Source organism: Knoellia pratensis, from assembly GCF_042666395.1.
In the GTDB taxonomy this organism is placed as follows: Bacteria; Actinomycetota; Actinomycetes; order Actinomycetales; family Dermatophilaceae; genus Knoellia; species Knoellia pratensis.
The window spans coordinates 210,912-236,237 of sequence record NZ_JBHTDJ010000003.1; the positions used below are offsets into that span (position 1 = coordinate 210,912).

Below are 25,326 nucleotides of genomic sequence, written 5' to 3' on the forward strand. Positions count from 1 at the left end.
CATGACGCAGTGCTTCTGATCGCGCCACCGCTCGAGGTATCTGGGAGCAGACTGGGGACTCTTGGTGGGTAGAGGCCCCACGCCTGTGCGGGTCCATGAGGCAGGAGCGTGCCATGAACGTGAATCCGTGGAGAACAGCCAGTTTGGGCGCGGTGTCGCAGGCGGTGTCGGGGATCCAGTACCTGCTCAAGGCACGCGGACATGCTGTCGCCACGGACGGGTCGTTCGGGCCTGCGACGCGGGCCGCGGTGATCGCCTTCCAGACGGCTGCGGGTCTGACTGCTGACGGCAGCGTCGGACCGGTGACCTGGGCCAAGCTCGTCGTCCCGACGCACGGCGGGTCCACGGGTGATGCGGTGCGTGCTGTCCAGCAATTCGGGCTGCTCTCCTCACCCGGCGACGATCCGCTTGTGGTCGACGGGTCCTACGGACCGACCACGACGGCCCGGGTCAAGAGCGTCCAGCGGTCATGGGGACTGACGATGGACGGCAATGCGGGCCAAGAGACGTGGTCGTTCCTCAGCACCTTTGCGCCGGGCTCGCGCCCGTGGCCTCTGGTCAAGCAAGGCGCCACCCAGGCCACGAACTGGCGGGTGCTCGCGGCCCAGCACCTGCTGCGCGCGAAGGGCGCGACGATCGCGGCCGACGGCAACTTCGGTCCCGCGAGTGGCGCGGCGGTGAATGCCTTCCAGCAGACCTTGCGGGCGACCTTCATCAGCTCGACCCTGGGCCAGCTCGACTGGCCGGCCCTGGTCGTGACGGTCAAGCTCGGCGACAAGGGTGAAGCGGTCAAGGCGGTCCAGACCTTGGTGCCCGGCGGTCTGACGGTCGACGGGTCGTTCGGACCCGCGACGGATGCGGCTGTTCGCAACTACCAGACGATGTTCGCCCCGCCGTCCGACGGCATCGTCGGCCCGAACACGTGGCACACCCTCACCTTGGCCATCTTCGACTGACGGCCCTCCTACTCCTTGTGGGCTTCGGCGGAGGCCAGGGGCACCGCCGAGGCCCAAAAGGGCTAGCCAATGGCGGCTGTGGTCCAGGCGCCGCTCTGGCCCGTGCAGAAGTGCGTGATGGCACCCGTGGCGAAGATCTGGGCCTGGGTGGCGTCGAGCCCGAGGCCTGACTGAGCGCCTTGGAGGATCGTCTTGGCTGTCTCCTTGGTGGGCGCGGCCTCGAAGTCGGAGCAGACCTTCCTGGCTGCCGTCGCGACCTCTTTGTCGCTCTTGCTGGCGAGCGGCGGGACGGCCCTCTTGAAGATGCCGGCCCACGTCGCGTCGGGGACGATGCCGCTGTTGCCGGGCTCGGGCGTCGTGCCAGTCGAGGTCGCCGGACCGCTGGGGCTGGTGGTCGTCGAGGGCGTCGAACCCGCGTCGCCGTCGGAGGACTCGGAGCCACAGGCGGTCAGGGCGAGTGCCATGGCGGCACCGATGAGAAGGGTCGCGGGCTTTCGGAAAGTCAGCATCCGTCGAAGGTAGCCACCGGAGGCGTCGCACGCGACCGGAGGAGGTGAGCGGACGGCATACATGCGTGGATTACCCAGTCGGCTCGAACCGCGTCACGTGAACGAAATCTTGGATCCTGGCTCCCACGTCAGTGTCTTGTCTTCACGCAGACAAAGGAACTCTGGTGGCTTGGCATCGGAGGCTGCGACAACCGACACGGATTCGTCTGCACCCGCCAACTCCAGGCGGCCTGCCAGAGGCTTGTTGAATTGCACCCATCGTCCTCTGCCGGTGGCCGCCTTCTCTGCCGACGTCGCGAGTCCACGCGCGATGACATCCGCGGCGCCCGTCAGGGCGAGGAAGCCGACGAGTGCGGCGATGAGGGCAGTGACGTTTCCGCTGGTGAAGTTCACACTTTTCAGTTGGGACGTCGCCCACGCGACCAAGGCCGTGACGAGTGGCGCGACGACCGCCATCACCTTCGTGATGCTGAATGCCGGCGCAGTGACCACCGTGTTGTCTTCTTGCCCTTCGTTGAGGAACAGTTCCCGAATTGCGCCCATTGCAATCTCCTCATCGTGAGATACCCCTATTGGATCTGCGCATCATCTCGCCCGGTCACTAGTGCGGCAAGGACCGTAAAGAGCTACCAATGAATGCCCCATTTGGGCACATAGGACTACTGCTCGGTCTCGGACCACTTTGGGTCGCGCGATGGGGATCCCACCAGCAATCGCCGCATCGTGCCAACCCGGCCGAGCGCCAATCGAGGCCAAGGCTGCCTTCGGCCAGGTGAGCGGACGGCATACGCTGGCTTCCGTCTTCGACGAACAAGCGAGAGGTATGCCGTGTACGGATCTGTGCGGGACGAGCTGGCTGCGACGTTGGTCGAGATCAAGGACGCGGGGTTGTGGAAGAGCGAGCGTGAGCTGACCACGCCGCAGTCGTCGCACGTGGGGACGAGCGGTGGTCAGGCGCTGAACTTCTGCGCGAACAACTACCTGGGGTTCGCGGACCACCCGGAGGTCGTCGAGGCGTCGAAGAAGGCGCTCGACGAGTGGGGCTTCGGGATGGCGTCGGTGCGGTTCATCTGTGGCACGCAGACGCAGCACTCGGTGCTCGAGCGGGCGCTGAGCACGTTCCTCGGGACGGAGGCGACGATCCTGTATTCGTCGTGCTTCGACGCCAATGGGGGAGTGTTCGAGGTGCTGTTCGGCGCGGAGGACGCGATCATCAGTGACGAGCTGAACCACGCGTCGATCATCGATGGGGTGCGGCTGTCGAAGGCTGCTCGGTATCGCTACAAAAACGCCAACATGGCGGATCTGCGGATTCAGCTCGAGGCGGCGGTCGCGGCTGGGGCTCGGCGCAAGGTCATCGTGACGGATGGCGTGTTCTCGATGGACGGGTTCTTTGCGCCGCTCGATGAGATCTGCGATCTGGCGGATGAGTTCGAGGCCATGGTGCTCGTTGATGACTCGCACGCAGTGGGGTTCGTCGGGCCGAACGGGCGGGGTACGCCTGAGCTGTTCGGCGTGCAGGACCGCGTCGACATCGTGACGGGGACGCTGGGCAAGGCACTGGGTGGGGCTAGTGGTGGCTATGTCGCGGCGCACCAAGAGATCGTGGATCTGCTGCGTCAGCGCTCGCGGCCGTACCTGTTCTCGAACTCGGTGGCGCCTGGTGTTGTCGCGGGGTCGTTGAAGGCGCTGGAACTGGTGGACTCGTCGTCAGAGGCACGGGAGCAGTTGGTGGCGAACACGACGCTGTTCCGTGAGCTGATGACGGCGGCTGGGTTTGAGCTGCTACCGGGGTCGCACCCGATCACGCCGGTGATGTTCCCGGGTGAGGACGGTGCGCGGCTGGCGGCTGAGGTGGCTGACCGGATGCTGGCTGACGGGGTCTATGTCATCCCGTTCTCGTTCCCGGTGGTGCCGCGCGGCAAGGCGCGGATCCGGGTGCAGCTCAGCGCTGCGCACTCTGAGGAAGACGTGCGTCGCTGCGTCGACGCGTTCGTAACAGCAAGCGAGGTACGGCGCCGCGTGTAGCTGGTGGAAGACGCCGGGCTCATCTCGATATGTCGTGATCGACGCGCTGACCAGATCTTCGACCGTGGCGTGCGGAACGGCGGAGTTGTCTTTGTTGGGATGTCGTAGTCAGTTATGCACAGCGAAGAGTCCTTGGCTGCGCATCATGAATAGTTGATTCGCCTCAGGCGGGGCGATTCGGCCGTGGCGGTTCCAGTTTCGTAGATCGGTGGCCCTCGAATCTGCTGGCGTGGGCCTTCGAGTCACTTCGTGGCCACGTTGGGACGTGTTCTGAGTACGCTGAAGCATGGACGATCACGGCGAAATGTCCGAGGAAGAGCAGGCCCTTGAGGACGCCAAGCGTGTTTTGGATGACCTGCCTGCTGAGCAAGTGCGTCAACTGATCCTGGAAACAGGCGCGATGGAGGCGGCCGTCGCTGCCCTGACGGAGCTCGCCGACAGCGATGACCCAACCGTTCGTGAAGACGCCCGAGCGGCGTTGGACCGCTTCAAACTGGGTTGACCAAGGGTCATACGAACAGAAGATCATCTAGCCACAGATAGCACGCGCTCGGTCTGGCCACCCCCGGATGGGCTGCGCCCTTGCCGTGCTCAGAAGTCGCCGAGGTCTCGGGGTAATTCGCGGATAATACGATTCCACACGGGGCACGACAACGCGGCGTACGGTATTTCCTACCTACTATCTGGTTCAAGGGGGGAACATGGCTAATCTGCCTGAGTCCGAGAGCGGTATGGATGAACTTCCGAACGGCGAAGCGGTCACTGACCCACTCGACCTACCCGACGCGACGGACGTGCAGCCGTCGGGATCGGGGCGGAGGAAAGCACCTGCTGTGACCCGACCGTACCCCCGACGAACACTCGAGGACGGTATGAAGGTCGCCGTTGCGATCAAGACAGGGAACAACGGGAAGCCATGGCCCCCCGATCAAGTAGCCAAGGCTCTCGGCATGGGCACAGGGAGTTCGTTCTTCTACCTAACTCAGGCTGCTCGCGACTTCGGCCTTACAGAAGGCACGCGTGACGCTCAGTTCATCTCGTTGACTGACCTCGGGCGCAAGGCTGTGTTTCCCAACACACCGCAGGATGCTGATGATGCGAAGCTCGAGGCCTTCCTCAGTGTGGACAAGTTCAAGGGAGTGGCCGAGCACTACGGAGGCAGCAATCTCCCGGAGGAAGAATTCGTTAAAAATACGCTCCAAACTCAGTTCGCGCTGGATCCCCGTGTTCATGAAGAGTTTCTTGAATTCTTCAAGAAGAACTGCAGGTACGTTGGAATCGGTGCGAACTGGGATGGGAAAGTCGCGCGGCGGAGTGTTGTCGGGCCCGGCCCCAGAGTGTCCGCGATTGTAGGCGACCCGATGAATGGAGTCGGTGCCCTAGTTGCACATGAAAAGGAGAGTGGTCAAAGCGGAGCAGATGTAAGGCCTACCTGCTTCGTTGCAATGCCTTTCAGCGAGAAAAGCGATGACTATGCGACTGGGTTCTTTAGCGAGGTCTACGCCTCACTCTTCGTACCGGCAATCGAGGCGGCCGGTCTCAGGGCCACGACGGCTCGACGGCAGGGATCGGATGTGATCCAAGCGACCATTGTCAATGATTTGCTTGACGCGGACCTCGTGCTTGTCGATCTCACAGAACACAACCCGAACGTTCTGTTCGAGCTCGGCATCCGAATCGCTGAGCAGAAGCCCACAGTGTTGGTCAAGGCCATAGGGACGAATCCCATCTTCGACGTCGACCACCTGCTTCGTGTTGTGACCTACAACCCGAACCTGTGGCCCAGCACGGTCATGACTGACCTTCCGGTGCTTACGGCTCACATTCAGGGAGCCTGGGAAGCTCGGCATGGCGACCGTACGTACATGCAGATCCTGCGCGCGAATGCCCTTCCCGTCACCGGTGGATAGCACAGGGCGGCCCAGTGCGCCATTAAGTGGTCGAGCCGAGTAGGCAGAGAATGGCCCATGCTCGCTTGGCTACATTGAAGCGCAATTCAGGTGATCGGGACCATGCCCCTACTTCGTTGAGTTCTAACCTCGCTGTGCACCTATTCCGTGATCGTTTCGCCAAGCTCCGCCCGGAGGATGCGCACCGCGAACGTATGGTCGTCTAGTTGAGGTAGTCCGGAGACGCCCATCCAGCCGACGACACCAGCATCGTGAACACGAAGCGGGATGGCACCTCCGTGCATCGCGTACTGCGAGCTCGGAAGCATGAACTTTTCGGACATATTGGTGCCATAGTCCCTACAAAGTTGACCCATATAGAGAGACGAGTGTTCGAAGCGCTGGACGACTCGGCCCTTTCGCCGCAACCATTCGTCGTTGTCTTGGGTCGAGCCCGGGAGGGCAGCATGGAACAGCTGGTGCTCGCCTCTCCATATGCCGACCACCACTGTGAGCCCCTCGTTCCAAGCGGCGTCCGTCGCCCGTCTGCCAAGGTTGTACGCAAAGTTTTCCGACAGGGTCGGAAGGACGATCTCTGACTCCTCCTGAAGCAGTTGTTCCAGAGTTGGCCAAGAGTCCGGTGCTGCCATGCTGGTCCGCCTCTGCTCGTGGGTCGCTAGGTCAGCGTCCTTGTGTTCCGCCACGATTGTGTGTCAAGTCGCCTGGCGAGGCCAGTGGTGTCGAGGCGCGAGTCGGCGCGTGGCTCCGTCAGGCCACTGCTCACCCCATGTGCTTGTCCCCCAGATTCGCTCACATTGCAGGCGTTTCCCATGGCACAGTGACTCCCACACGAAGAAGCACGGGAGGTGGCGGACCATGGCGAAAGCCCCCCGCGTCGCGATCGATAGAACGCAGATACCCGGGCTTGATTCCGGAAGCCCCCCATCCGACGAGTTTCATAGGTGTGCGGAGCGGTACGCAAACGATCTCCTTGAAGAAGTAGAGAGGCTTGAGGCAGCGCAGCGAACTGGTGGTGGAGATGACGCCGAGTACACCAGTTCGATGGTGACCGATGCAGATCGTCTGCTCCGGCGTGCTTACCGCACCCAGCGAAAGCGGAAACCCGGTGAAATCATCTGGCGCATCGTGGTGGCGGTCGCCCTGATCCTCGTGGGCGTCGCCACAAACAACCTCAAGGAGACGTGGGGGATCATCCTGTTCGTTGTCGCCGTCGCCATTGCTTTGGGCGGAACCATCTGGGATCTAGTCGGAGGTGAGCGAACATGAGCCACCTGGACGAACGTGTCCCTCTGACCGCAGCTGCTGCTCAGGCGATGGAGGAGTTGGTAGCCGATGTTCGCTCCGATCTGCTCAGGCGCGCCCGCCAGTCAGCCGAGGAGTCGCAAGGTGGTCTGGCACGCGAAATCACAGTTCGAGATGTAATGTCCGCCGCTGAAATGCCTGAATACGCCTGGCAACACCTGCAGGGAGGGGACCGCCTCGGGCTCCTGCTGCGCATCTACTCGGTCGTGTTCGGCGTGGCGGCTCTAATAGGGATCGCGCTTTGGTTTGCCCCAAATTTGGAAAACCTCCAAACACAGCAACTCGTCGGAGTCGCTACGGCCATCACTGGTTTGCTGGGTGCTGCACTGAGTTGGTTCTATGGAGACCTGATCCGTCGTCGCCGATCATCATCTCGAGGTGGAGGCAGCGGCGGTGAGGCCCGCGATATTCAAAGTCACTTCCTCGCTTCGTATGTCGCCCTCGAACTGTCGCTGCGCGACTTCAACGCTCGCCACCTCGGGGAAACAGCGGCCGCCGCGACAAACCCAGTGCTCGTCGCCAGACGATCGGATGTCCTGGGTGACGAAGATCGCGAGACGCTCCGCTCCATTGTTGACCTCCGGAATCGAATGGTGCACGGCAAGTTGGTAACCACGCCAGAATTGACACGCGGGATCCTTGAGGCTAACCGACTTCGCGCGAGTGTATCCAAGAGGGATTAGTACGTAGGAGGAACGTTGGTCTCGGCGCCGCCGCCGAGCAGGCCAGCAATATCGGCCGCAACGCCGTGTTGTCGGCAGGCTTGCCCGAGTCCGTGCCCCGGCACGACCATCGAGCACCAGTGCGGGTCGAGCCAGAAGGCCATCCACTTCGCCGCCGCCACGGTCATCTTCGGGCAGAGCGACGTCGTCGTCGCAGGTGGTGTCGAGAACATAAAGCGCATCCCGCTGGGAACGGCTCGTCGCAGCGGTCCTGGCGACCCGTTCTCTGAGCAGTTGCTGTCGCGCTATGGGGGAGTCGAGCTCAACCAAGGGTTGGGTGCGGAGATCTTCGCGTCGCGCTATGAGTTGTTGCGCCAGTGGTTGGACGAGTTGTCTCTTGAGTCGCACGCTCGTGCTGCGGCTGCGGCTGCGCAGGGTGCAGGGCACTTCGATGCCGAGATCGCGCCGATCGCCATTGCGGCTGGGGTGTTCGGTTCGGATAAGGGCATCCGTCACGAGTCCACGATGGAGAAGCTCGGCGACCTCGACCCGGTGTTCCGTGAGGACGGTGTCGTCACGGCCGGCAACGCGTCGCAGATCTCTGACGGCTCCAGCGCTGTCTTTGTGACGACGAGTGAGCGGGCTGCGCTGAGCCGGGCTGACTCCGCTGGTTCGGGGCCATGCGGCGACGGTGGTTGGAGACGACCCCGTGGCGATGCTCGGGGCGCCTGCTCCGGCGACCGCGAAGGCGCTGAAGCAGGCTGGGGTGTCGCTGGCGGACATCGGCACTTTCGAGATGAAGGAGGCCTTCGCCAGTGTCGTCGCAGCCTGACTAAAGGAAGCCGGCGCAGACCGTTCCCTCGTGAACCCCGATGGCGGCGCCATCGCCCTGGGTCACCCGCTCGGCGGGTCGGGTGCTCGCCTTGCGACACCCTGATTCATCGCATGGTCCGCGACGAGATCCGGTACGGCCTGCACACCATGTGCGAGGGCAGCGGCATAGCGAACGCGACGATCTACGAGAACCTGCGACTCGGGTCATGACGCATGTGGAGGAAGCGCCCCTACTCGTTGAGGAGCGAGGCCGGGTGCTTGTGCTGACTCTGAACCGTCCTCAGTCGAAGAACGCGATGATACTGCAGTTGGCGGAGGCGCTCGCTGGGGCCCTCGACGGGTTCGATGCCACACCGTCGATGAGCGTCTGCGTCATCAGAGGCGCTGGCGGTACGTTCTGTGCCGGCATGGACCTCAAGGGGTTCGCTCGTGGGAAGATCCCCACCGTTCCGGGTTGGGGCTTCGCCGGGATCGTGGCGCGCCCGCCGGTCAAGTCGGTCATCGCTGCGGTCGAGGGGTTCGCCCTAGGTGGCGGGTTCGAGATCGCGTTCGCCTGCGACCTCATCGTGGCGGCCGAGAATGCGACGTTCGGCCTACCCGAGGTCAAGCGTGGGCTAACCGCGAACGGCGGCGGCTTGTTGCGGCTGCAGAATCGCGTCCTGTACTCCTTTACCATGGAACTGGTGCTTACCGGCCGAATGCTTCCGGCTGCTGAGGCTACTGAGCTCCACCTAGTCAACCGCGTGGCAGCGGCGGGTCGCACGCTCGAAGTGGCCCTGGAACTCGCCGAGGCGATCGCCAAGAACGCCCCGCTCGCGTTGGCCGTGTCGAAGAAGGTCATGGTCAACTCGGTCGACTGGACCGTGGAAGAGAAGTTCGCAAGACAGCAGGACCACGTAGCCCCGATACGCACCTCGAGCGATGCAGCCGAAGGCGCCCGCGCCTTCATCGAGAAGCGCGAACCAGCTTGGTCCGGCAACTAGTCAGCCGGAGTCGCTGAGGTGGCTTCGGGCCGGCTGACTTTGCAGAGGTATTGAGCCGAACCACGGCGTCGCGGTGACTGCGCACTTGCAACTCAGCGTTGGCTCGGGCGTGGTGCCGCTAGGCTCACGCGAGAAGGCTGGAGGTCTTACATTGACAGAGTTGAACCCCCCTAAGAGCCGACCGGCACACCGAAGCGCGGAAGACACTTTCGAGCGAGCTGAGGCTGTCTATGAGAACGCAGGGCCACGGGTAAAACGGCAGCACGTCGTAAGCCGGGCAGTGCTCGGCAACTTCACAACGGGAAAGTCGCATGCTCCGCAGGTCACCATGGTGGACCTCCTGACCGGGACGGCGCGCAAGGTTGGCACTGCAGACGCCGCGATTGAGAAGAACTTCATTCGTGTCGACAGCCTTAAGACTGAGCAAATCTGGGGCCTCACGGAAACGCTGATTCCTTCCGCATTGGAAGCTGCCCGCAGCGAGAGGATCCTGACTCAGCCCGACCAGATCCAGGTTCTCCGGCGAGTTGTAGCCCTGCACTTCGCTCGCTCCATCAGTACGCGCAACGTCGTGGAACAGACCTGGCCACGCATTCGCGACCGTGTCGTCCAGCAACTTGCCGAGCGGGAATCGTCACGCATCTCAGCCGAACTACGGCCACGGCTGGGTCGATCCCCGTCGAGGGAGGAGCGGCTCGAATTGGTTGAGCATGCTGCCGCAACCGGCGTTGACGTCCTCACAGGGAGCGGCGCATACGCCCGCATTCGTATCGAGCAGTTCTACGACCAGGCACTGGAGAGATTTGAATCCTGGGGTGTCGAGATCATCCGGGCGCCCAGCAATGACCTCGTGATCACTGACAATCCCGTCGTGCTCGCACGGTCAGGGGACGACCGACGCGCGGCAAGAGATCGAATGGCGATCGATGATGCACACAGCATTGTCTTTCCCCTCGCACCCGATCTATTGATTTCAATGGGACCGAAGACTGGATACGCGAGGGCCAACCGGGAAGCTGTCGCTACGTTAAATAGGTCGCAGATCGCGGGCGCCCATCGATTCGTTTTTCATCGCATCGGTCAGGACCTGTCGGAGGTCATCATGGCCCACCCCGGAGTAGTCGAAACTGAAGCGATGGTTGTCGACAGGCCATAGCGTGTCCGCATGCTTGAAGTCATGGCCGCCGCCATCGCCAGCCTGGCCCTACTGGTGTCGTCTGTCAGCTTGGTACGCCAAGCGTTCAGCCGATGCCGCAGACAAATCGGCAGAGGTCTCCGCGCGATCGGCCGCAGCTTCGGAGACCTCTGCAGTTGCGGCGCAGCAGAGGACCGCCGGGCTCGAACGCCGCAACTGACCGTCATGCGAGAAGGCCGTGCCAGCAACGGCGAAACGGCGGTGATCTTCTCTCTGAGGTGTACGGCGCCTGAAGATCTTGACTCTGTTATCGTCCACCGCCCTGTCACGGAGGACGGCATCAAGTACCCGGTGGCCCTTGTCGGCACCGACTGGTCAGACTCAGCCGACCTGGGCGCTGTCCCGTTGGGGCATCGCGGCCGCTTCATCTTGAGCGTGGGCTCAGCACACGCGTTGCCGACCTTCTGGGTTAGCATCGTTTGCCGGAGTGGTGCCGACGAATGGAACCTCGACGAGAAGTTGGTCGTCCGGCGGCCGGGCCGAGTCATCGTCGCCGGGTGAGTGCGGCACAGCAAAGGCCCGCGGGCGAGGGCCTTCAACGTGCCACTCGCCAAGGTCCGCGTCCCTAGCGACGGGTATTAGTCGGTGAGGCGGCTTCTGGCCAGGTGGACCTTCTCGGGGGTGTGGAGGCGGACCATGAGCCTTGCTGTGTCGCGGGGGATCGTGGACGGCGTGGCGAGCGACACGAGGATCGCTGTCGCGAAGGCCAATGGGGTGCACCAGGCCGCGGGGTTCGCCAGCAGCGCCCCGACCCAACCGTCCAGAGGCCCAGCCGCATAGGTCGTCACCGCAGCCGACGTCGCCGCCAGTGCTCCGACCACCAGCCCGGCCACCGCCCCGGCCCGACTCAGCCCCTTCCACCAGACACCGAGGATCAGCAGCGGCGCGAACGTTGCCGCCGCCAGTGAGAAGGCGAATCCCACAGTCGTCGCGATGCCGATCTGCTCGACGAACCGCGCCGCGATGAACGGAACCGTCACCGCCGCGACCGCCGCCACCCGGAAACCACCAAAGCCGAACGCATCCCCACCCGTGAGCCGCGACAGTCGCGGCCTCAGGAACTCCTGGTGCAGCACCCCCGTCACCGACATCGCCAACCCCGACGCCGTCGACAACAGGGCCGCAAACGCCCCACCCGCCAACATCGCCGTCAGCACGTCCCCACCGATGCCATCCACCACCCGCGCAGGCAGTTGCAGGACGATCGTGTCGGACCGCACCCCGGCCGGCAGCGACGGCAGATGCAACCGGCCCAAGACGGCATACACGGGCGGCAGCAGATAGAAGACGCCCAGCAACGCGACGACGGACACCGTCGTCCGTCGCGCCGCCACCCCATCGGGGTTCGTGTAGTAGCGCACCAACACGTGCGGCAGGCCCATCGTCCCGAGGCACAACGCCAGCATCATCGAGCCCGTCCGATAGAACGGGTGGTCCTCGCCAGACCGCGGCTGGAACGGCAGCGACCACGACGGCGACACGACCGGCGCGCCCCCACCAGAGCGCAGCCACAAGGCAATCAACACAAACGCCGGCACCGCGAGACACGTCAGCTTGATCCAGTACTGCATCGCCTGGACGAACGTGATCGACCGCATCCCACCTGCGCCCACGGCCACGGCCACGACAACAGCCACCAGCAGCGACCCCACCCACTGCGGCGCCCCCGTCACGAGCTGCAACGCCAGCGAAGCGCCCTGGAACTGGGGCACGAGATACATCCAGCCGATGGCCACGACGAGCACCGCCGCCAGCCGCCGCACGAACACCGACCCCAACCGCGCCTCGGCGAAGTCGGGCAACGTGTACGCCCCCGAACGACGCATCGGCGCCGCGACCATCACCAACAACACCAGGTAGCCCAACGTGTAGCCCACCGGCAGCCACAACAGGTCGACGCCCTGGTCATAGATCAGCCCGGCGACGCCCAAAAACGAAGCGGCAGAGAGGTATTCACCCGAGATCGCACTCGCGTTCAGCCGCGGCGACACCGTCCGCCCGGCCACATAGAAGTCCGAGGTCCGCCGCGACAGCCGCAACCCCCACGCCCCCACGACCATCGTCGTCAGGCACACCAGCGCGACGGCGATGATCGAGAACGCGTCAGCCATCACGCCCCTCCTGCGCATCCCCGACGCCGCGCCCGTCCAGAACGGGCGCGACGATGTCGGCGAACTCCGTCTCGATCCGCTCCGCCTGGCGCACATAGGCTCGCGCCAGCAACCAGGTCGCTGGATAGACGAGCACCCCGAGCACGAGCCACGGGAACGGCACCCCCGCCAGGGTCATCGTCCGCGTCGACGGCACGAGCGTCAGCAGCAGCGGGAACCCGCCGATCGCCGCCACCATCAACGCCAACACCGTGAGCGCCAACCGCAGCTGGGCCCGCCGCAACCCGTCGATGTAGACGTCACCGAGCTCGGTCTGTTCGTCGAGGTCGCTCGCGCGCACCCTGGCGTGCGCCGTCACCGCCGCAACCGCCGAACGCCGCGAACTCGTGATCCTCACTCGCGGCGGCGCACCGGACCGCTCGTGCGCCATCAGTGTGCCGTGCCGGGTCGCCTCAGCAGGACGTCCCGAAGCTGTCGCGTATGCCGCCTGCTCACCTGCAGCTCGACGTCACCGATGACGACCGAGCACCGTCCGTGGTCCATCCGTACCTCGGTGACGTGCGGCAGTGCCACGAGGGTGGACCGGTGGATCCGGATGAAGCCGTGGTCGGCCCACTTCTCCTCGAGGACGGCGAGGGGGATCCGCACGAGATGGCTGCCGTCGCCGGTGTGAAGCCGGGCGTAGTCGCCAGAAGCTTGCGCATAGCGGATCTGCGACCGGGTGATGAAGCGGGTGACGCCACCGAGCTCGACGGGGATCGTCTCGTCCTCCGCCGGCGCCCCTGAGCCACCGCCCGAAGACCCAACCACAGCGGAGGGTGAGCCGGGCTCACCCACGAGAGCGGGCGGCATACCCGCCTCGTCCTGCTTGGCCACGACGCGACGGACGGCTTCAGCGAGACGTTCGCCGCGCACGGGCTTCATCACGTAATCCGTTGCAGCGAGGGCGAAGGCGTCGACGGCGTGCTCTTCGTGAGCAGTGACGAAGACGAGCTGCGGGGGAGAGGCGAAGCGAGCGAGGACCCGACCCAGAGCCATCCCGTCCAGGCCCGGCATCGAGATGTCGCTGAAGATGACGTCGATCTCATGGGCCTCGAGCATCTGGAGCGCCTCGGTGCCATTCGTCGCCGTGAGCACCGACCCGATCCGCGGATCGGAGTCGAGCAGGAACCGCACCTCGGAGAGGGCGGGGAGCTCGTCATCGACGACGAGGGCTCGCAGCGAGCCGTCATTGGCCATGCACCGAGAATAGTCATGCCGGGAGCATCAGGAACTTGAGCGGAAGGACCTCCCTTGATTGAGATCGGGGTAACCCTCACGCGCTGCCGTGGCACTCCGGTGCTGGCCGAGGTCCGAGTTGTGCGGGCTGGCCATTTCGGACCAGATGCCACTTCGGGAGAACGGCGCGGACTCTGACGTTGGTCGTGAGTCGCTCGTGAACGTGGACCTGCAGCGATGCCGGATTCGGGCGCGAGAGCGCCTCTTGGAGGTGAATAACTAGTAAAACTAGTCACAAAGAGTCATATCGGCGGTTGAGTGGGCAGTGGGAATGTGCTCTCTGGGTGGCCAGCGAGTGCTGTTGGGATGACCCGAAAATGACGATCCTTGAGGTGAAGGACCGGCACCCATTTCGGCTATTGATTCCGGTAGCCGCCGCCACTCAGGGCCTCTCAAGACCCCGAGCCTCACGTCGGGGAACTCACGTGCTCGCTCTGCGCAGATCAGCTCTCGCATCCATCGTCACTGTCGCCATGCTGGGGACCCTGGGTATCGCGGCGGCACCGTCCGCCCAGGCGGCGGGACCGGACGCCGCGACCACGGCGGTCGGCGCCCTGTTCACGCGGCTCGCCACCGACTTCCTGCCGCAGGTCGCGTCGGGCACGGCCGTGGCCAAGCAGCTGCCGACGCTGGCCGTCACGCCGGCCGAGTCGGTCGGGCTCAAGACGGCGTTCTCCTCGGCGCTGGGGGCCACCGGACCGCTCAAGGACTTCGGCACGCAGGACACCCTGGCGGACCTCAAGGGCTACGTCGACGACGCGGACGGCAGCGGCTGGGCCTTCACGTCGAGCAACCCGAACGACACCTCCCTCACCGTCGGTTTCACCCGCACGCTCACCCAGAACGCCGGCCTCGACATCCGCGACGAGAGCGGCACCCTCAGCCTGTCCAGCGGCACCGGGATCGTCGTCAAGGGCACGTTGACCGGCTCGTTCACCTTCGTCTTCGACTCCACCTCCGGCAAGGCCAGCCTGACCGCCCCCTCCCTGTCCATCGCGACCAGTGCCGACCTGCCGGCCACCACCACGATCAACGCCGGACTGGGCATCCTCGGCGTCAGCGTGACGGGGACTGCCGACACAGACGACTACCGCCTCCAGAGCAACGTCAGCACGAGCTGGGCCAACCCGGACAACGACGCCGCCGGCCTGCTCGCCTTCGACAACCCCGACACCGACACGGCCGACGACGGCGAGCTCGCCGCCGAGGGCGCGGGCACCGGAATCGTCACCGCCACGCAGGTGGGCAGCCTGGCCGGCAGCCTCGAGGCGAAGCCACGAGCCAGCGACCGAGTCGCCGGCCTCCCGAGCGTGGGGACGACCGTGACCCTGAGCTCCGCTGCCCCGGCCTCGTTCGAGGCGCCGCTCGTGACGGCCGTCGTCCCGGAAGCCGCGAAGCCGTTCCTCACCATGACCCCGCGCGACCTCGCCGCCTCGCTGTCCCAGGCGGCGTCCGCCGTCCTCGGCATGCAGAACGCGGGCGACGGCGACCTCCCGCTCATGCGTGGGTCGCTCTCGAACGCCATCGACGCAGTCGGCGGCATCAAGACCTTCCTCGCCGACCAGGTGCCGGACGCCGACCCCGACGACAGCACCCCGGGGCAGCCGAAGTTCGCCTCCCTCCAGGACATGCTCGCCGCACTCGACGCAGCGGAGTACGCCGACTCCGGCTGGTCCATCGACGTCCTCGACAAGGATGACGGCGACGGCAAGGAGGCCGCGACCTTCGACCCGGGCACGAAGAAGGTCAACTTCACCATCGTCACGACCCGCGGCGGGAAGACCGACCTCGAGCTCAACCCACTCGGCGCGGCCACCTCCGGCACCGGCACGGCATACACCGCCACGGGTCTCACGGCCTCGGGCGTCGACCTCGACGGACCGAAGAACGACGGCGCCGCACTCCTCGCGGGCCGCAAGGTCACCGCCGGCACCTCGACCGCCACGGTCGCCACGATCGACAGCGGCACGAAGCTCACCCTCACGGCCGACGGCTGGACCGGTGGCACGCCCACGAACGGCACGCTCTTCGCCATCGAGGCTGCCGACCCCAAGACCGGCGCCCCGCAGTTCGCCGACGTGCTCAAGACGAGGATCGGAGTCGCCGGCGCCAACGCCGAGGTCTCGACCGCGAAGATCACCCCCGACGTCGTCGTCACCCTGCCGATGGTCCTCGACCTCAGGGCCCCGGAGAAGTACACGAACGCGGCCAACGAGGTCGTCCCCGACTGCGACCCCGGCACCGGCAACGCCCCGTGCCCCTTCCAGCAGGTCGACGACTCCGGGCTCGCCCGCATCATCACCTCCCTCCCGCTCCCGGCCGACCGCGTCATGCTCCGCCAGAGCACCCGCGACCTCCTCGTCGCCGACGCGGCCATCACCTCGCCGGTGCAGATCAGCACCACGAGCGGCTTCCTGGCCCTCGACATCACCGGCGACGTCGCGCTGTCGGTCCCGTCCGGCCACCTCCAGACCCTCGCCCTGACGAAGACCGGTGACGTCGCCGTCCCCGAGTTCGTCGAGCAGGTGCGCCGGCAGACGGTGCGCACCGCGACCTCCACCGCCGACGTCTTCAAGCGGACCCTCGGCGGCACCGTCGAGGCGAACCTGGCCATCTCCGTCCCGGACGCCCCGACGGCCTTCGGTGAGGACGAGGAGAACCCCGACTCGACGGGCATCACGCTCACCGCGACGGTCGCCGCCCTCGCCGACGGCATCGACGCCGGCGACGTCACGGTCGTGGCCGAGGACGCGGACCGCGCGGACCTCCTCAAGGCCCTCAACATCAAGGACGCCCTCGACAAGGAGCTCGAGCCGACGTCGCTCTTCGGTGCGGTGCGCGGGACCCTCGAGGCCGCGGGCGCCGACCTCACGACGATGACCGGCGGCGGACTCGACACCCCGATCCCCTTCGTCGGGTCCTCGGTGAGCCAGCTCATCGGCGCGGGCGCCAGCGGCACCGCGAAGTATGCCGACCGTGCCGGTGTCGACGGCGGCCCTGCGGTCACCGTCCTCACCGACCCGGGCGCCGCCTTCACCAAGGAGTTCCTCGGTCGCCAGATCGTCGTCGGCTCAACCCTCGCGACGATTGTCGGCGCCGACGGCACGACCCTCGACCTCGCGCCCCAGCTCCCGAGCCCGCCGGTGGACAACACCCCCTACCTCGTCGAGAACGAGCTCCTCGGCGCCGTTCACGTCCTGAGCGCCATGACGCCGGACACCCTCCAGGACACCCTGGCGATGGCCGAGGCCTCCCTCGGCAACGGCTCGACGATCGACTTCGGGCTTGCCAAGAACGACGACGGAGACGAGCAGCTGAGGCTCGACCTCTCGTGGGCTCGCGCCTACGAGGTGACCCAACCGGTGAGCCTCAACCTCGGCGACGACCTCGACGTCATCGGCCTGTCCAGTGGCGGTGAGCTGAGCGTGCAGGCGAGCGGCACCGTCAAGCTGCGCCTCTACCTGCCGCTCACCGCGGCCGCGATGACGAGCCCGATCGAGAACACGAAGGTCGACAAGGACTGGTCCGAGGTGAACTTCGCGGCGAAGGTCGGCGCGGACGACGCGTTCTTCGGCGCCAACCTCGGCCCGATCAGCCTCGAGCTCGGCCGCGACAGCGACGGCAACCGGGGCTCGGTGCACGCCGGCTTCGGCGTCAAGGCGACTGGCGCGACGACCAAGGACGACCCGTCGATCTCGGACTTCTTCACCGACGGCTTCGACCTCGCCGTCGGCGGCGGCGACGCCTGCGACGAGGACGACCAGGTCGTCTGCGCCGCGTTCCCAGTGTGGGCGAATGGCACGGAAGGCACGGGCAACCTCGAGGTGACGACGACGCTCGGCGCCCAGGAGGACAGCCTCGCGGACCTCTTCACCGGTGCGTCGACCGAGATCACCTACCCGCAGGAGATCAAGAGCATCCTCGAGAACGGCGCCTTCAAGTTCGGCTCACTCCTCGAAGGTGTCCAGCAGTACATGTTCTACTCCGAGACCGCGCTGCGGACAGCGTCCAACGGTGGCGAGATGCCCGTCGTGGGCAAGGACCTGCAGGCTGGCGCCGACTTCATGGGGAAGGTCCGCAAGGACCTCGCGCTCTTCATCAAGAACAACGGGGACGTCAGCCGGGTCGGCCCGGCCAAGACGCTCCTCACCACGGAGCTCTCCAAGGCGCTCGGGGTCGTCGTCGGCGGCTCGTCAGGGATCCAGGTCGACTTCACCTGCAAGCTCACCCTCCTCCCCCCGACGGCACCCGCGGCCACGCCGAACAACGCCGTCGCCGCCGACACGACGCAGTACGTCTACAAGGTCGTCTCGACCTACGCCCAGGGCGCGGACCCGCTCAAGCGCTCCGTCCCGTCGGCCGCCACCGTCGTGGTGAAGAACGCCGCCACCCTCACCGCCGGTGCGAGCGGCAAGTTCAACACCGTCACGTGGACCAAGGCGGTCGGCGCCAACGGCTACCAGATCATCCGGGCGACCCAGACGGGCACGACCGAACCTCCGGCCACGGCATACCGGCTCGTCGGCTCTGTCGGTGCCCTCGCCACGTATGACGACCACCTCGGGACGCCTCCGGTGACGGCCTACTCGGCCGCGACGACGAACCCGCTCCTCCCCGCCACCACGTGCCCTGACGACACTCCCGTCCAGAAGGTCGACGGCGTGAGCCTCGGCCTCACGATGGGCCAGGGCGTCGTGTCCGGCGACAAGGGCTGCGTCGACGCCGCCGACGGCAAGAACGACTGCATCGGCGCCGAGCTGCCCGTCGACCTCGGCATCCCCGGTCTGTCCCTGCAGACCGGTGGCTCCGGGAAGATCGTCGGCGACGTCGGCTGGCGCCTCTCGCTCAAGGTGGTCATGAGCCGCACCGAGGGCTTCTACGTCGACACCTCGACGCAGAACGAGCTCGCCGTCGGCGCCGCCCTCAGGCTGGACGCGCCCATCAACACGACCGCGCTCACCGCGCAGCTGTCGATCATCAAGGTCGACGTTTCGAAGAAGCACACCCGGTCCGAGTTCGTCGGCTCCTTCGGCATCGACATCAAGGGCAAGGACGGCAAGCTCAAGCTCGCCGACATCGCCCGCACCCGGATCGCCGACGCGATCACCGTCAACCTCGACGCCATCGTCGACATCGCCTGGCACCTCGAGGGCACGGCCGACGCCGCCCTGCCGGGCATCTCGACCGACTTCGTCCTCAAGTGGGCGTGGAGCGCCTCCACGAGCAAGGACCCCAAGAACCCGGCCGGCCTCCTCGTCCAGTTCAACAACGTGACCCTGGACGCCGGAAAGTTCTTCGGCAAGGCGATCAAGCCCTACCTCCAGCAGGTCGTCGACGCGACGAAGCCGCTCCAGCCGGTTCTCGACACGATCTTCACACCCATGCCGGTCATCTCCGACCTCTCGACGGCCGCTGGTGGTCAGCCGATCACGATCGCGACCCTCGCCGAGACGTTCAGCACCATTGCCGGCGGCCCGAAGATCAAGCCCTTCCTGGACGCCATCAAGACGACGAAGGACTTCCTCAAGAACGTCAACTGCCCGGACACCACCCAGGGCGGCTGCGGGGTCAACATCGGCAGCTTCACCCTGTCGAAGACGGCCGTGACGACGACCCGCGCGTCGGCCGGCAACGCCTCGCAAATGATCGCCACCAAGGACCCGGCCCCGGTGGACTCCACGGGCAAGACGCCCGCCCAGCAGGTCGCGGCCAAGGACGCCTCGGGCCGGATGTCGAACACGGCGAAGCGGGCCCTCGCCGGTCTGTCCTTCCCGGTCCTCGACGACCCGACCCGGCTCTTCGACCTCATCTCCGGCGGTGACATCCCGCTCGTCGAGTTCGACAGCGGGCCGCTCACCCTCGGCTTCCAGTTCCAGAAGTCCTTCGGCCCGATCTACGCACCGCCGCCGGTCATGATGGTCATCGGCGGTGGGGCCTCGGTCTCGATGCGGATCGCCGCCGGGTTCGACACCTACGGCATCCGCCGTGCGATCGAGGGCAAGGGTGCCGCCGAGATCCTCGACAGCCTCTACTTCAAGACGGTCGACCAGACCGGTAAGCCGATCCCGGTCGTCCAGTTCACGGGCTACCTCGAGGCCGGCGCGTCGGTGTCCCTCGCGATCATCGAGGTCGGGGTCGTCGGCGGAGTCCGGCTCACCGTCGGCTTCTACTGGAACGACCCGAACAACGACGGCAAGTTCCGGCTCTTCGAGTTCGGCAGGGCCGTGGCGATCAATCCGATCTGTCTGTTCAACGTCTCAGGAGAGCTCTCTCTCTACATCAAGGTCTTCGTCACCCTGGGGTTCAGTCCGTTCTCGGTGAGCTTCGACTTCACCCTCATCAACATCAAGCTCCTCGACTTCAGCCTCAAGCCAGACTGCGAACCGGCTCCGCCGAGGCTCGCCGGCCGCACCGGGTCCACGCTCTACGTCTTCGCCGGCAAGTTCGGCACCAACGCCCAGCGTGGTGCTCCCTGGGGTGCGACCGACAAGGCCGAGACGTGGGTCGTCCGGCAGGTACCGACCTACAAGGACGAGGACGGTGTCCAGCAGCCGGCCGTCGTCGAGGTCCGCGGGCTCGGAATCACCGAGACCTTCCCGGACACGGGTGACACTCAGATCTCGACCGTCGTCGTCGACGCCCGAGGGACCACCACACCGCTCACCGTGAGCTTCACCGGTGGTCAGCCGCCCGTCGAGGGCCTGGAGGCCAAACCGTTCACGAAGACCGCAGTCGTCTTCGGCAGCGACCGTGACGACGTCATCCGCACCGGCGTGGGCACGTCGTGGGTCGACGGCGGCAAGGGCGCCGACACGATCACGACCCTCGACCGCACCGACCTCGCGACCGCGCCCGGCTCGGCGGTGGCGCACGTCGCCGGTGGCCAGGATGCGGACGCGATCACCGTCGGCAACGGCAACGACGTCGTGGCCGGTGACGCCTCGCTCGCACACGCCGACTCCTCACCCAGCGTCGCGCTGTCGCCCGACAAGCCCGGCTCGGTCACGCTGACCAACGCCGTGAAGGTCGACTCGAGCCTCGCCGACGCTGCCGACGCCGACTTCTACAAGGCGAACCCGGCGGGCTCGGGCATCGACCAGATCGCAGCCGGCCTCGGCCGGGTCCGCCTGTCGGGCAACGGCGGCGCCGACACCATCGGCACCGCGAACGACAGCGTGCTCGCCGACTCGGCGGGCATCAAGGCCGGGACGACCGGCGGCTCGGCCGAGAAGGAGGCGCTCTACCGCGCCCAGGGCTCGGTGATCGTCGGCGGCGCCGGCAGTGACGTCCTCAAGAGCGGGTCGGCCACCGACACCGTCTACACGGGCACCTACGCCGCCATCGGCGAGAGCGACCCGGGTTCCGGCGACGCCGACACGGACACGAACACGGTCAGCACCGGCACCGGGTCCGACACCGTCTACGGATCCAACGGCCTCGACTTCGTCACCACGGCCTCGACCGCGACGCAGACGGCGACGGTCTTTGGCGGCGGTGCAGCCGACGTCCTCACAGGCGGCCTGGGTTCGGACAAGATCTATGGAGGTCCTGGCGACGACTACGTCGTGGCCGCCCCGGCCACGGTCAGTGGCCCAGGCGCCGTCACCGACGTCCTCGGCGCGGCCCGCGACGTGGCCGTCCTCCCCGACGCGGGCGCCAGCACCAAGCTGCTCGTCGGCGGCACCGGCAGCGACCGCATCTACGGCTCCAACGGCCCGTCGACGATCTTCGGTGACACCACCGTCGACGCCTGCGACGTGCAGTCGAACCCGGTGAGCGCCCAACCAAGCGAGACGACCGTCTCCGCGGACGCGGCCGACCTCATCCTCGGTGGCAACGGCGTTGACGTCGTCAACGCCGGAGGCGGAAACGACTGGGCGTATGCCGCAGGCGCAGCTGACCGTCTCTGTGGCAACTCGGGCGCCGATCACCTTTACGCCGGCGACGACGCCGACCTCGTGTTCGGTGGCAGCGGCGACGACCAGGCCTACGGCGAGGTCGGACCCGACCAGGTCTATGGCAACGACGGCGCCGACTCCCTCTACGGCAGCACGGGTGCTGACCGGCTCCAGGGCAATGGCGGCTCCGACTGGGTCGACGGCGGTTCCGAGGCCGACATGCTGCTCGGTGGCACTTCCGTGTCCGGCGTGGCAGACGGCGGCGACGTCCTTCTGGGCGCCGGTGGCACCGACGTCCTCGTCGGCGACAACGCGCCGAGCGACGTCCTTGCCGACCAGCCCTACCCGACCGACCTCGGTTCGACCGACGCCACCCTCGGAGGCGACGACTACCTGGTCGCTGGCGACGACGACGACCGCGCCTACGGCGGCCTCGCCGACGACACGGTCTACGGCGGCCTCGGCAACGACCTCGCCGAGGGAAACCCCGGCTCCGACGGCATCTGGGGCGAGGCCGGCGACGACGACGTCATCGGTGGCTCCTCGCAGCTGGCCTCCGGCACCGAACAGGGTCGGCCCGACGCGGGTGACACCCTCAGCGGTGGCGACGGCCAGGACGTCATCACCGGCGACAACGCCAAGGTGACCCGCGGCGGGACTTCGCACGCGGTGATGGCGGGGCGTGGGCTCACCACGTCGCGCGGGGTTGACCTCGCCGACGAGGGCTCCGGCTCTCCGACCGGTGTGTCCGGCAACGACGTCATCGATGCCGGCAACGACGTCGACGTGGTCTTCGCCCAGCGCGGCAACGACACCGTCACCCTCGGTGACGGAGCCGACTACGGCGAGGGCGGCCCCGACACGGACTCCGTCACAGGTGGTGCCCAGGACGACGACGTCGTCGGCGGCTCGTTCACCACGTCCTCGGGCGAGGCCGGTCAGGCGGACGCGGGCGACACCCTCACGGGCGGCGACGGCCAGGACGTCATCACCGGCGACAACGCCATGGTGACCCGGGTCGGATCGGCCCACCCCGTGATGAGCGGCCGCGATCTCACCACCCCGAGAGGTGTCGACCTGGCCGATGAGGGAGCTGGCTCTCCGACCGGAGTGTTCGGCGATGACGTGATCCAAGGCGGCGACGACGTGGATGTCGTGTTCGCCCAGCGCGGCAACGACGACGTCTCGCTCGGCGCCGAAGCCGACTACGGCGAGGGCGGCCCCGGGGTCGACCTCGTCCACGGCGACGCCGGAGACGACGACGTCGTCGGTGGCTCCTACACCCCGGTGTCCGGAGCGACGCCCTCGACGATCGGCCAGCCCGACGCCGGCGACACCCTTGCCGGCGACGTCGGTCAGGACGTCGTGCTCGGCGACAACGGGTCGCTCACCCGGCCCACCGTGACACCGCCCGTCTCGCCGACCACGCTCCTGACCTTCAACCGGGTCACCACGCAGCGCACGGTCATGCCCTACGACCTCGGCGACTCCCCGGTGGCCGGCACCTCTGGTGCGGACACGATCACGGGCAACGCCGACAATGACGTGATGCTGGGCCAGGGCGGCGCAGACAGCGCCGACGCCGGTGCCGGAGTCGACTACGCCGAGGGCGGTCAGGGCTCTGACCTGGTGCTCGGCGGAACCGAGGACGACGACGTCGTCGGAGGCTCCTCGATGGGCAGCGCGACGACCAGCACCGGTCAGGTCGGTCAGCCGGACAGTGCCGACAACGTCTATGGCGGCCCCGGCTCCGACCTCATCATGGGCGACAACGCTCTGCTCAACCGGCCCACGACAGACCGTGACTGGCGCACCCTGCGGGCGAACGCGACCCAGACCGCGCTCGTCCCGTCGCGAGGAGTGACGTTCCACGACCTCGTCGGCCCGGCACCAGCGGCCGCGAACGCCACGCACTCCGCGGGCGACGCACTGTCCGGTCAGGACGGCGTCGACGTCATCTTCGGCCAGGACGGCGACGACCGGATCAGCGGCGGCGGAGACGACGACTATGTCGAGGCTGACGGAGGTGCGGACACCGTCCACGGCGACATTGCGCTGGCGGCTGCCGAGATCGCGACAGCTCCCGCTGGTGCGGCCTGGGCCACGCCGGCAGTCGATGCCGCACCTGTCACCGCGGGTCAGGACGACCTCACCGGCGGCTGGGGCCGCCAGGGCTACCGCGACGACAACGACGTCATCCACGGAGACGGCAACGACGACTTCGTGGTCGGCGACAACGGCTCCATCCAGCGAGCGGTCGACGGCGGGACGACGGATCGCGTCTACACGCCGCGCTACGGCGCCTCACGCCTCGGCCAGGCCAAGGTCCGGATCGCCGGTGGCGGCGCGTCGTCGACGCGCTTCTGCCCGGCCACCGGGTCCACGGCAACGTCGACCTGTGAGATTGCCGGAGCCTTCGGCTCGGACACGGTGTTCGGCGACGCCGGCCAGGACGTGCTCTACGGCCAGGACGGCGGCGACAACATCCTGGGTGGCGCGGACGACGACGACATCTACGGCGAGCTCGGTGCGGACACCCTGTTCGGCGAGGACGGTGAGGACGCAATCCTCGGCGACCGAGGCGGCATACAGAATCGGTTCGAGACCGGATCACGGTCCACGACAACGACGCTCACCATGCCTCCGGCCGTCTCCTTCACGACGCGTCGCGATGGTTCGGTGAGCCGGGAGGTCGACCTGCTGCACGACGTCAACGGCACCGACTTCGTCGGTGGCGCGACCAGCACCCCGATGCCACTGAACGGGATCACCTTCGGCGGGGTCGACCGGATCCGCGGTGGCGCAGGCCACGACTCCATCCACGCGGGTGCCGGCGACGACCTCGCCAACGGTGACTCTGGCGGCGACTCGATGTTCGGCGACCGCGGCAACGACGTGATGTGGGGTGGGGCCGGCAAGGTCTGCACCTACACGGACGCGGCGTGCCTGGCCGACGCGGGCACCAACGGTGAGTTCGTCGACCATCTGGCTGGTGGCAAGGACCAGGACGTCATCGACTGGCGGCCCCGCGGTGCCTATGGCACGGGTGCGGGACTCATCGGCCGGACGTGCAGCACGAGCACGGACCCCGTCACGACCAAGAAGGACGGCACGACCGACCCGTGCTCCTGGTTCGAGATGACCGACCGCGCTGATGACGTCGTGACGACCACCTCGACCCTGGCCAACAACCAGCACCACCAGGGCGTCGACTGGGTCTACGGCGGTTGGGACCGTGACGTGATGCAGGGCGACCTGTCCAACAACGGCCCGCACAACGGTGACCGGCTCATCGACTGGTCCGGCGTCTACAACCTGTGGAGCCACTGCAACGCGGCCTACGGCGGGTTCACCGACGTCAGGGTCCCGGCCCCGGCGGTGGAGGACTTCCTCAAGGCCTGGGCCACGGGCAACGGTGCCGGTCGGCCTGGCGGAGGCGGCGCCACGGCGGACGTGCTGACGCCCGGGACCTCGGCCTACGACGAGCTGGCTCTCGTCTACAACGCCGACGGCAAGGACCACGGGACCGGCAGCGCCTATCCGACGACACCGGGTCACTTCGACGACGCGAACGCCTGCGCTGGCTACTGACCTCTCCTGACCTGCCCCTGATCTGCCCAGCAGGGTGGGGCAGGTCAGGGCCGGTCGGGCCGGGTGAGG

16 protein-coding genes and 2 pseudogenes are annotated in these 25,326 nt (G+C 66.7%); 12 read left to right on the forward strand and 6 right to left on the reverse strand.

What is annotated here, in order from left to right; translation table 11 throughout:
* Positions 1-113 precede the first annotated feature (113 nt).
* A complete protein-coding gene (locus ACFQRE_RS10815; protein WP_380122090.1) occupies positions 114-956 on the forward strand; it encodes a peptidoglycan-binding domain-containing protein in 843 nt (280 codons plus the stop codon).
* Between the two features lie 62 nt (positions 957-1,018).
* Here ACFQRE_RS10815 and ACFQRE_RS10820 read toward each other — a convergent pair whose 3' ends face one another.
* Together ACFQRE_RS10820 and ACFQRE_RS10825 are read right to left on the reverse strand one after the other, a co-directional pair.
* A complete protein-coding gene (locus tag ACFQRE_RS10820) occupies positions 1,019-1,465 on the reverse strand; it encodes a DUF732 domain-containing protein (RefSeq protein ID WP_380122092.1) in 447 nt (148 codons plus the stop codon).
* A 93-nt stretch (positions 1,466-1,558) separates the two neighbouring features.
* Positions 1,559-2,008, reverse strand: a complete 450-nt coding sequence (locus ACFQRE_RS10825; protein ID WP_380122094.1) for a hypothetical protein — start codon at positions 2,006-2,008, stop codon at positions 1,559-1,561.
* Positions 2,009-2,293: 285 nt separating this feature from the next.
* Between ACFQRE_RS10825 and ACFQRE_RS10830 the strand changes: the two genes are divergently transcribed.
* The 3 genes from ACFQRE_RS10830 (at position 2,294) to ACFQRE_RS10840 (ending at position 5,403) form a co-directional block, all read left to right on the forward strand.
* On the forward strand, positions 2,294-3,493 hold the full coding sequence (locus ACFQRE_RS10830) for a glycine C-acetyltransferase (RefSeq protein WP_380122096.1): 1,200 nt from the start codon (positions 2,294-2,296) through the stop codon (positions 3,491-3,493).
* Between the two features lie 286 nt (positions 3,494-3,779).
* Entirely contained in the window at positions 3,780-3,995 is a 216-nt protein-coding gene (locus tag ACFQRE_RS10835; RefSeq protein WP_380122098.1) for a hypothetical protein, read from the forward strand.
* A 199-nt stretch (positions 3,996-4,194) separates the two neighbouring features.
* Complete coding sequence (locus ACFQRE_RS10840; RefSeq protein ID WP_380122099.1) at positions 4,195-5,403, forward strand: hypothetical protein; 1,209 nt, start codon at positions 4,195-4,197, stop codon at positions 5,401-5,403.
* Positions 5,404-5,543: 140 nt separating this feature from the next.
* Here ACFQRE_RS10840 and ACFQRE_RS10845 read toward each other — a convergent pair whose 3' ends face one another.
* The gene (locus ACFQRE_RS10845; protein WP_380122100.1) at positions 5,544-6,032 is read right to left on the reverse strand and encodes a heme-degrading domain-containing protein; all 489 of its coding nucleotides are present in this window, start codon (positions 6,030-6,032) and stop codon (positions 5,544-5,546) included.
* Between the two features lie 226 nt (positions 6,033-6,258).
* On the opposite strand from ACFQRE_RS10845, the gene ACFQRE_RS10850 reads away from it, so the two are divergent.
* From ACFQRE_RS10850 to ACFQRE_RS10880, 7 genes and pseudogenes are all read left to right on the forward strand, one after another.
* Positions 6,259-6,669, forward strand: coding sequence for a hypothetical protein (locus tag ACFQRE_RS10850; protein WP_380122102.1), 411 nt, complete (start codon positions 6,259-6,261; stop codon positions 6,667-6,669).
* Positions 6,666-7,388, forward strand: a complete 723-nt coding sequence (locus tag ACFQRE_RS10855; protein ID WP_380122104.1) for a hypothetical protein — start codon at positions 6,666-6,668, stop codon at positions 7,386-7,388. Before ACFQRE_RS10850 ends, ACFQRE_RS10855 begins: the two co-directional genes overlap by 4 nt.
* Before the next feature lie 15 nt (positions 7,389-7,403).
* Positions 7,404-7,988, forward strand: a pseudogene (locus tag ACFQRE_RS10860) (thiolase family protein); the annotation flags it as partial.
* 46 nt (positions 7,989-8,034) lie between these two features.
* Positions 8,035-8,304, forward strand: a pseudogene (locus tag ACFQRE_RS10865) (hypothetical protein).
* 103 nt (positions 8,305-8,407) lie between these two features.
* On the forward strand, positions 8,408-9,184 hold the full coding sequence (locus ACFQRE_RS10870; protein WP_380122106.1) for a crotonase/enoyl-CoA hydratase family protein: 777 nt from the start codon (positions 8,408-8,410) through the stop codon (positions 9,182-9,184).
* A gap of 112 nt (positions 9,185-9,296) precedes the next feature.
* Positions 9,297-10,340: a DUF4238 domain-containing protein gene (locus ACFQRE_RS10875; RefSeq protein WP_380124240.1), complete on the forward strand. Its 1,044-nt coding sequence runs from the start codon at positions 9,297-9,299 to the stop codon at positions 10,338-10,340.
* Between the two features lie 9 nt (positions 10,341-10,349).
* Positions 10,350-10,880, forward strand: coding sequence for a hypothetical protein (locus ACFQRE_RS10880; protein ID WP_380122108.1), 531 nt, complete (start codon positions 10,350-10,352; stop codon positions 10,878-10,880).
* A 77-nt stretch (positions 10,881-10,957) separates the two neighbouring features.
* On the opposite strand, the gene ACFQRE_RS10885 is transcribed toward ACFQRE_RS10880, so the two are convergent.
* From ACFQRE_RS10885 to ACFQRE_RS10895, 3 genes are all read right to left on the reverse strand, one after another.
* Positions 10,958-12,490: a sodium/solute symporter gene (locus ACFQRE_RS10885; RefSeq protein ID WP_380122110.1), complete on the reverse strand. Its 1,533-nt coding sequence runs from the start codon at positions 12,488-12,490 to the stop codon at positions 10,958-10,960.
* Complete coding sequence (locus tag ACFQRE_RS10890) at positions 12,483-12,848, reverse strand: DUF485 domain-containing protein (RefSeq protein WP_380122112.1); 366 nt, start codon at positions 12,846-12,848, stop codon at positions 12,483-12,485. The genes ACFQRE_RS10885 and ACFQRE_RS10890 overlap by 8 nt, the downstream gene beginning before the upstream one ends.
* 71 nt (positions 12,849-12,919) lie before the next feature.
* Positions 12,920-13,729, reverse strand: a complete 810-nt coding sequence (locus ACFQRE_RS10895; RefSeq protein WP_380122114.1) for a LytR/AlgR family response regulator transcription factor — start codon at positions 13,727-13,729, stop codon at positions 12,920-12,922.
* 512 nt (positions 13,730-14,241) lie between these two features.
* On the opposite strand from ACFQRE_RS10895, the gene ACFQRE_RS10900 reads away from it, so the two are divergent.
* On the forward strand, positions 14,242-25,257 hold the full coding sequence (locus tag ACFQRE_RS10900; RefSeq protein ID WP_380122116.1) for a hypothetical protein: 11,016 nt from the start codon (positions 14,242-14,244) through the stop codon (positions 25,255-25,257).
* The last annotated feature ends 69 nt before the right edge of the window (positions 25,258-25,326 follow it).

What these genes read in the sequence shown, in the direction of transcription:
- ACFQRE_RS10870 (WP_380122106.1), top strand. Translation starts at nt 8,408, where the DNA reads ATGACGCATGTGGAGGAAGCGCCCCTACTCGTTGAGGAGCGAGGCCGG.
- ACFQRE_RS10840 (WP_380122099.1), top strand. Translation starts at nt 4,195, where the DNA reads ATGGCTAATCTGCCTGAGTCCGAGAGCGGTATGGATGAACTTCCGAAC.
- ACFQRE_RS10885 (WP_380122110.1), bottom strand. Translation starts at nt 12,490, where the DNA reads ATGGCTGACGCGTTCTCGATCATCGCCGTCGCGCTGGTGTGCCTGACG.
- ACFQRE_RS10850 (WP_380122102.1), top strand. Translation starts at nt 6,259, where the DNA reads ATGGCGAAAGCCCCCCGCGTCGCGATCGATAGAACGCAGATACCCGGG.
- ACFQRE_RS10845 (WP_380122100.1), bottom strand. Translation starts at nt 6,032, where the DNA reads ATGGCAGCACCGGACTCTTGGCCAACTCTGGAACAACTGCTTCAGGAG.
- ACFQRE_RS10815 (WP_380122090.1), top strand. Translation starts at nt 114, where the DNA reads ATGAACGTGAATCCGTGGAGAACAGCCAGTTTGGGCGCGGTGTCGCAG.
- ACFQRE_RS10825 (WP_380122094.1), bottom strand. Translation starts at nt 2,008, where the DNA reads ATGGGCGCAATTCGGGAACTGTTCCTCAACGAAGGGCAAGAAGACAAC.
- ACFQRE_RS10855 (WP_380122104.1), top strand. Translation starts at nt 6,666, where the DNA reads ATGAGCCACCTGGACGAACGTGTCCCTCTGACCGCAGCTGCTGCTCAG.
- ACFQRE_RS10895 (WP_380122114.1), bottom strand. Translation starts at nt 13,729, where the DNA reads ATGGCCAATGACGGCTCGCTGCGAGCCCTCGTCGTCGATGACGAGCTC.
- ACFQRE_RS10835 (WP_380122098.1), top strand. Translation starts at nt 3,780, where the DNA reads ATGGACGATCACGGCGAAATGTCCGAGGAAGAGCAGGCCCTTGAGGAC.
- ACFQRE_RS10880 (WP_380122108.1), top strand. Translation starts at nt 10,350, where the DNA reads ATGCTTGAAGTCATGGCCGCCGCCATCGCCAGCCTGGCCCTACTGGTG.
- ACFQRE_RS10820 (WP_380122092.1), bottom strand. Translation starts at nt 1,465, where the DNA reads ATGCTGACTTTCCGAAAGCCCGCGACCCTTCTCATCGGTGCCGCCATG.
- ACFQRE_RS10900 (WP_380122116.1), top strand. Translation starts at nt 14,242, where the DNA reads ATGCTGGGGACCCTGGGTATCGCGGCGGCACCGTCCGCCCAGGCGGCG.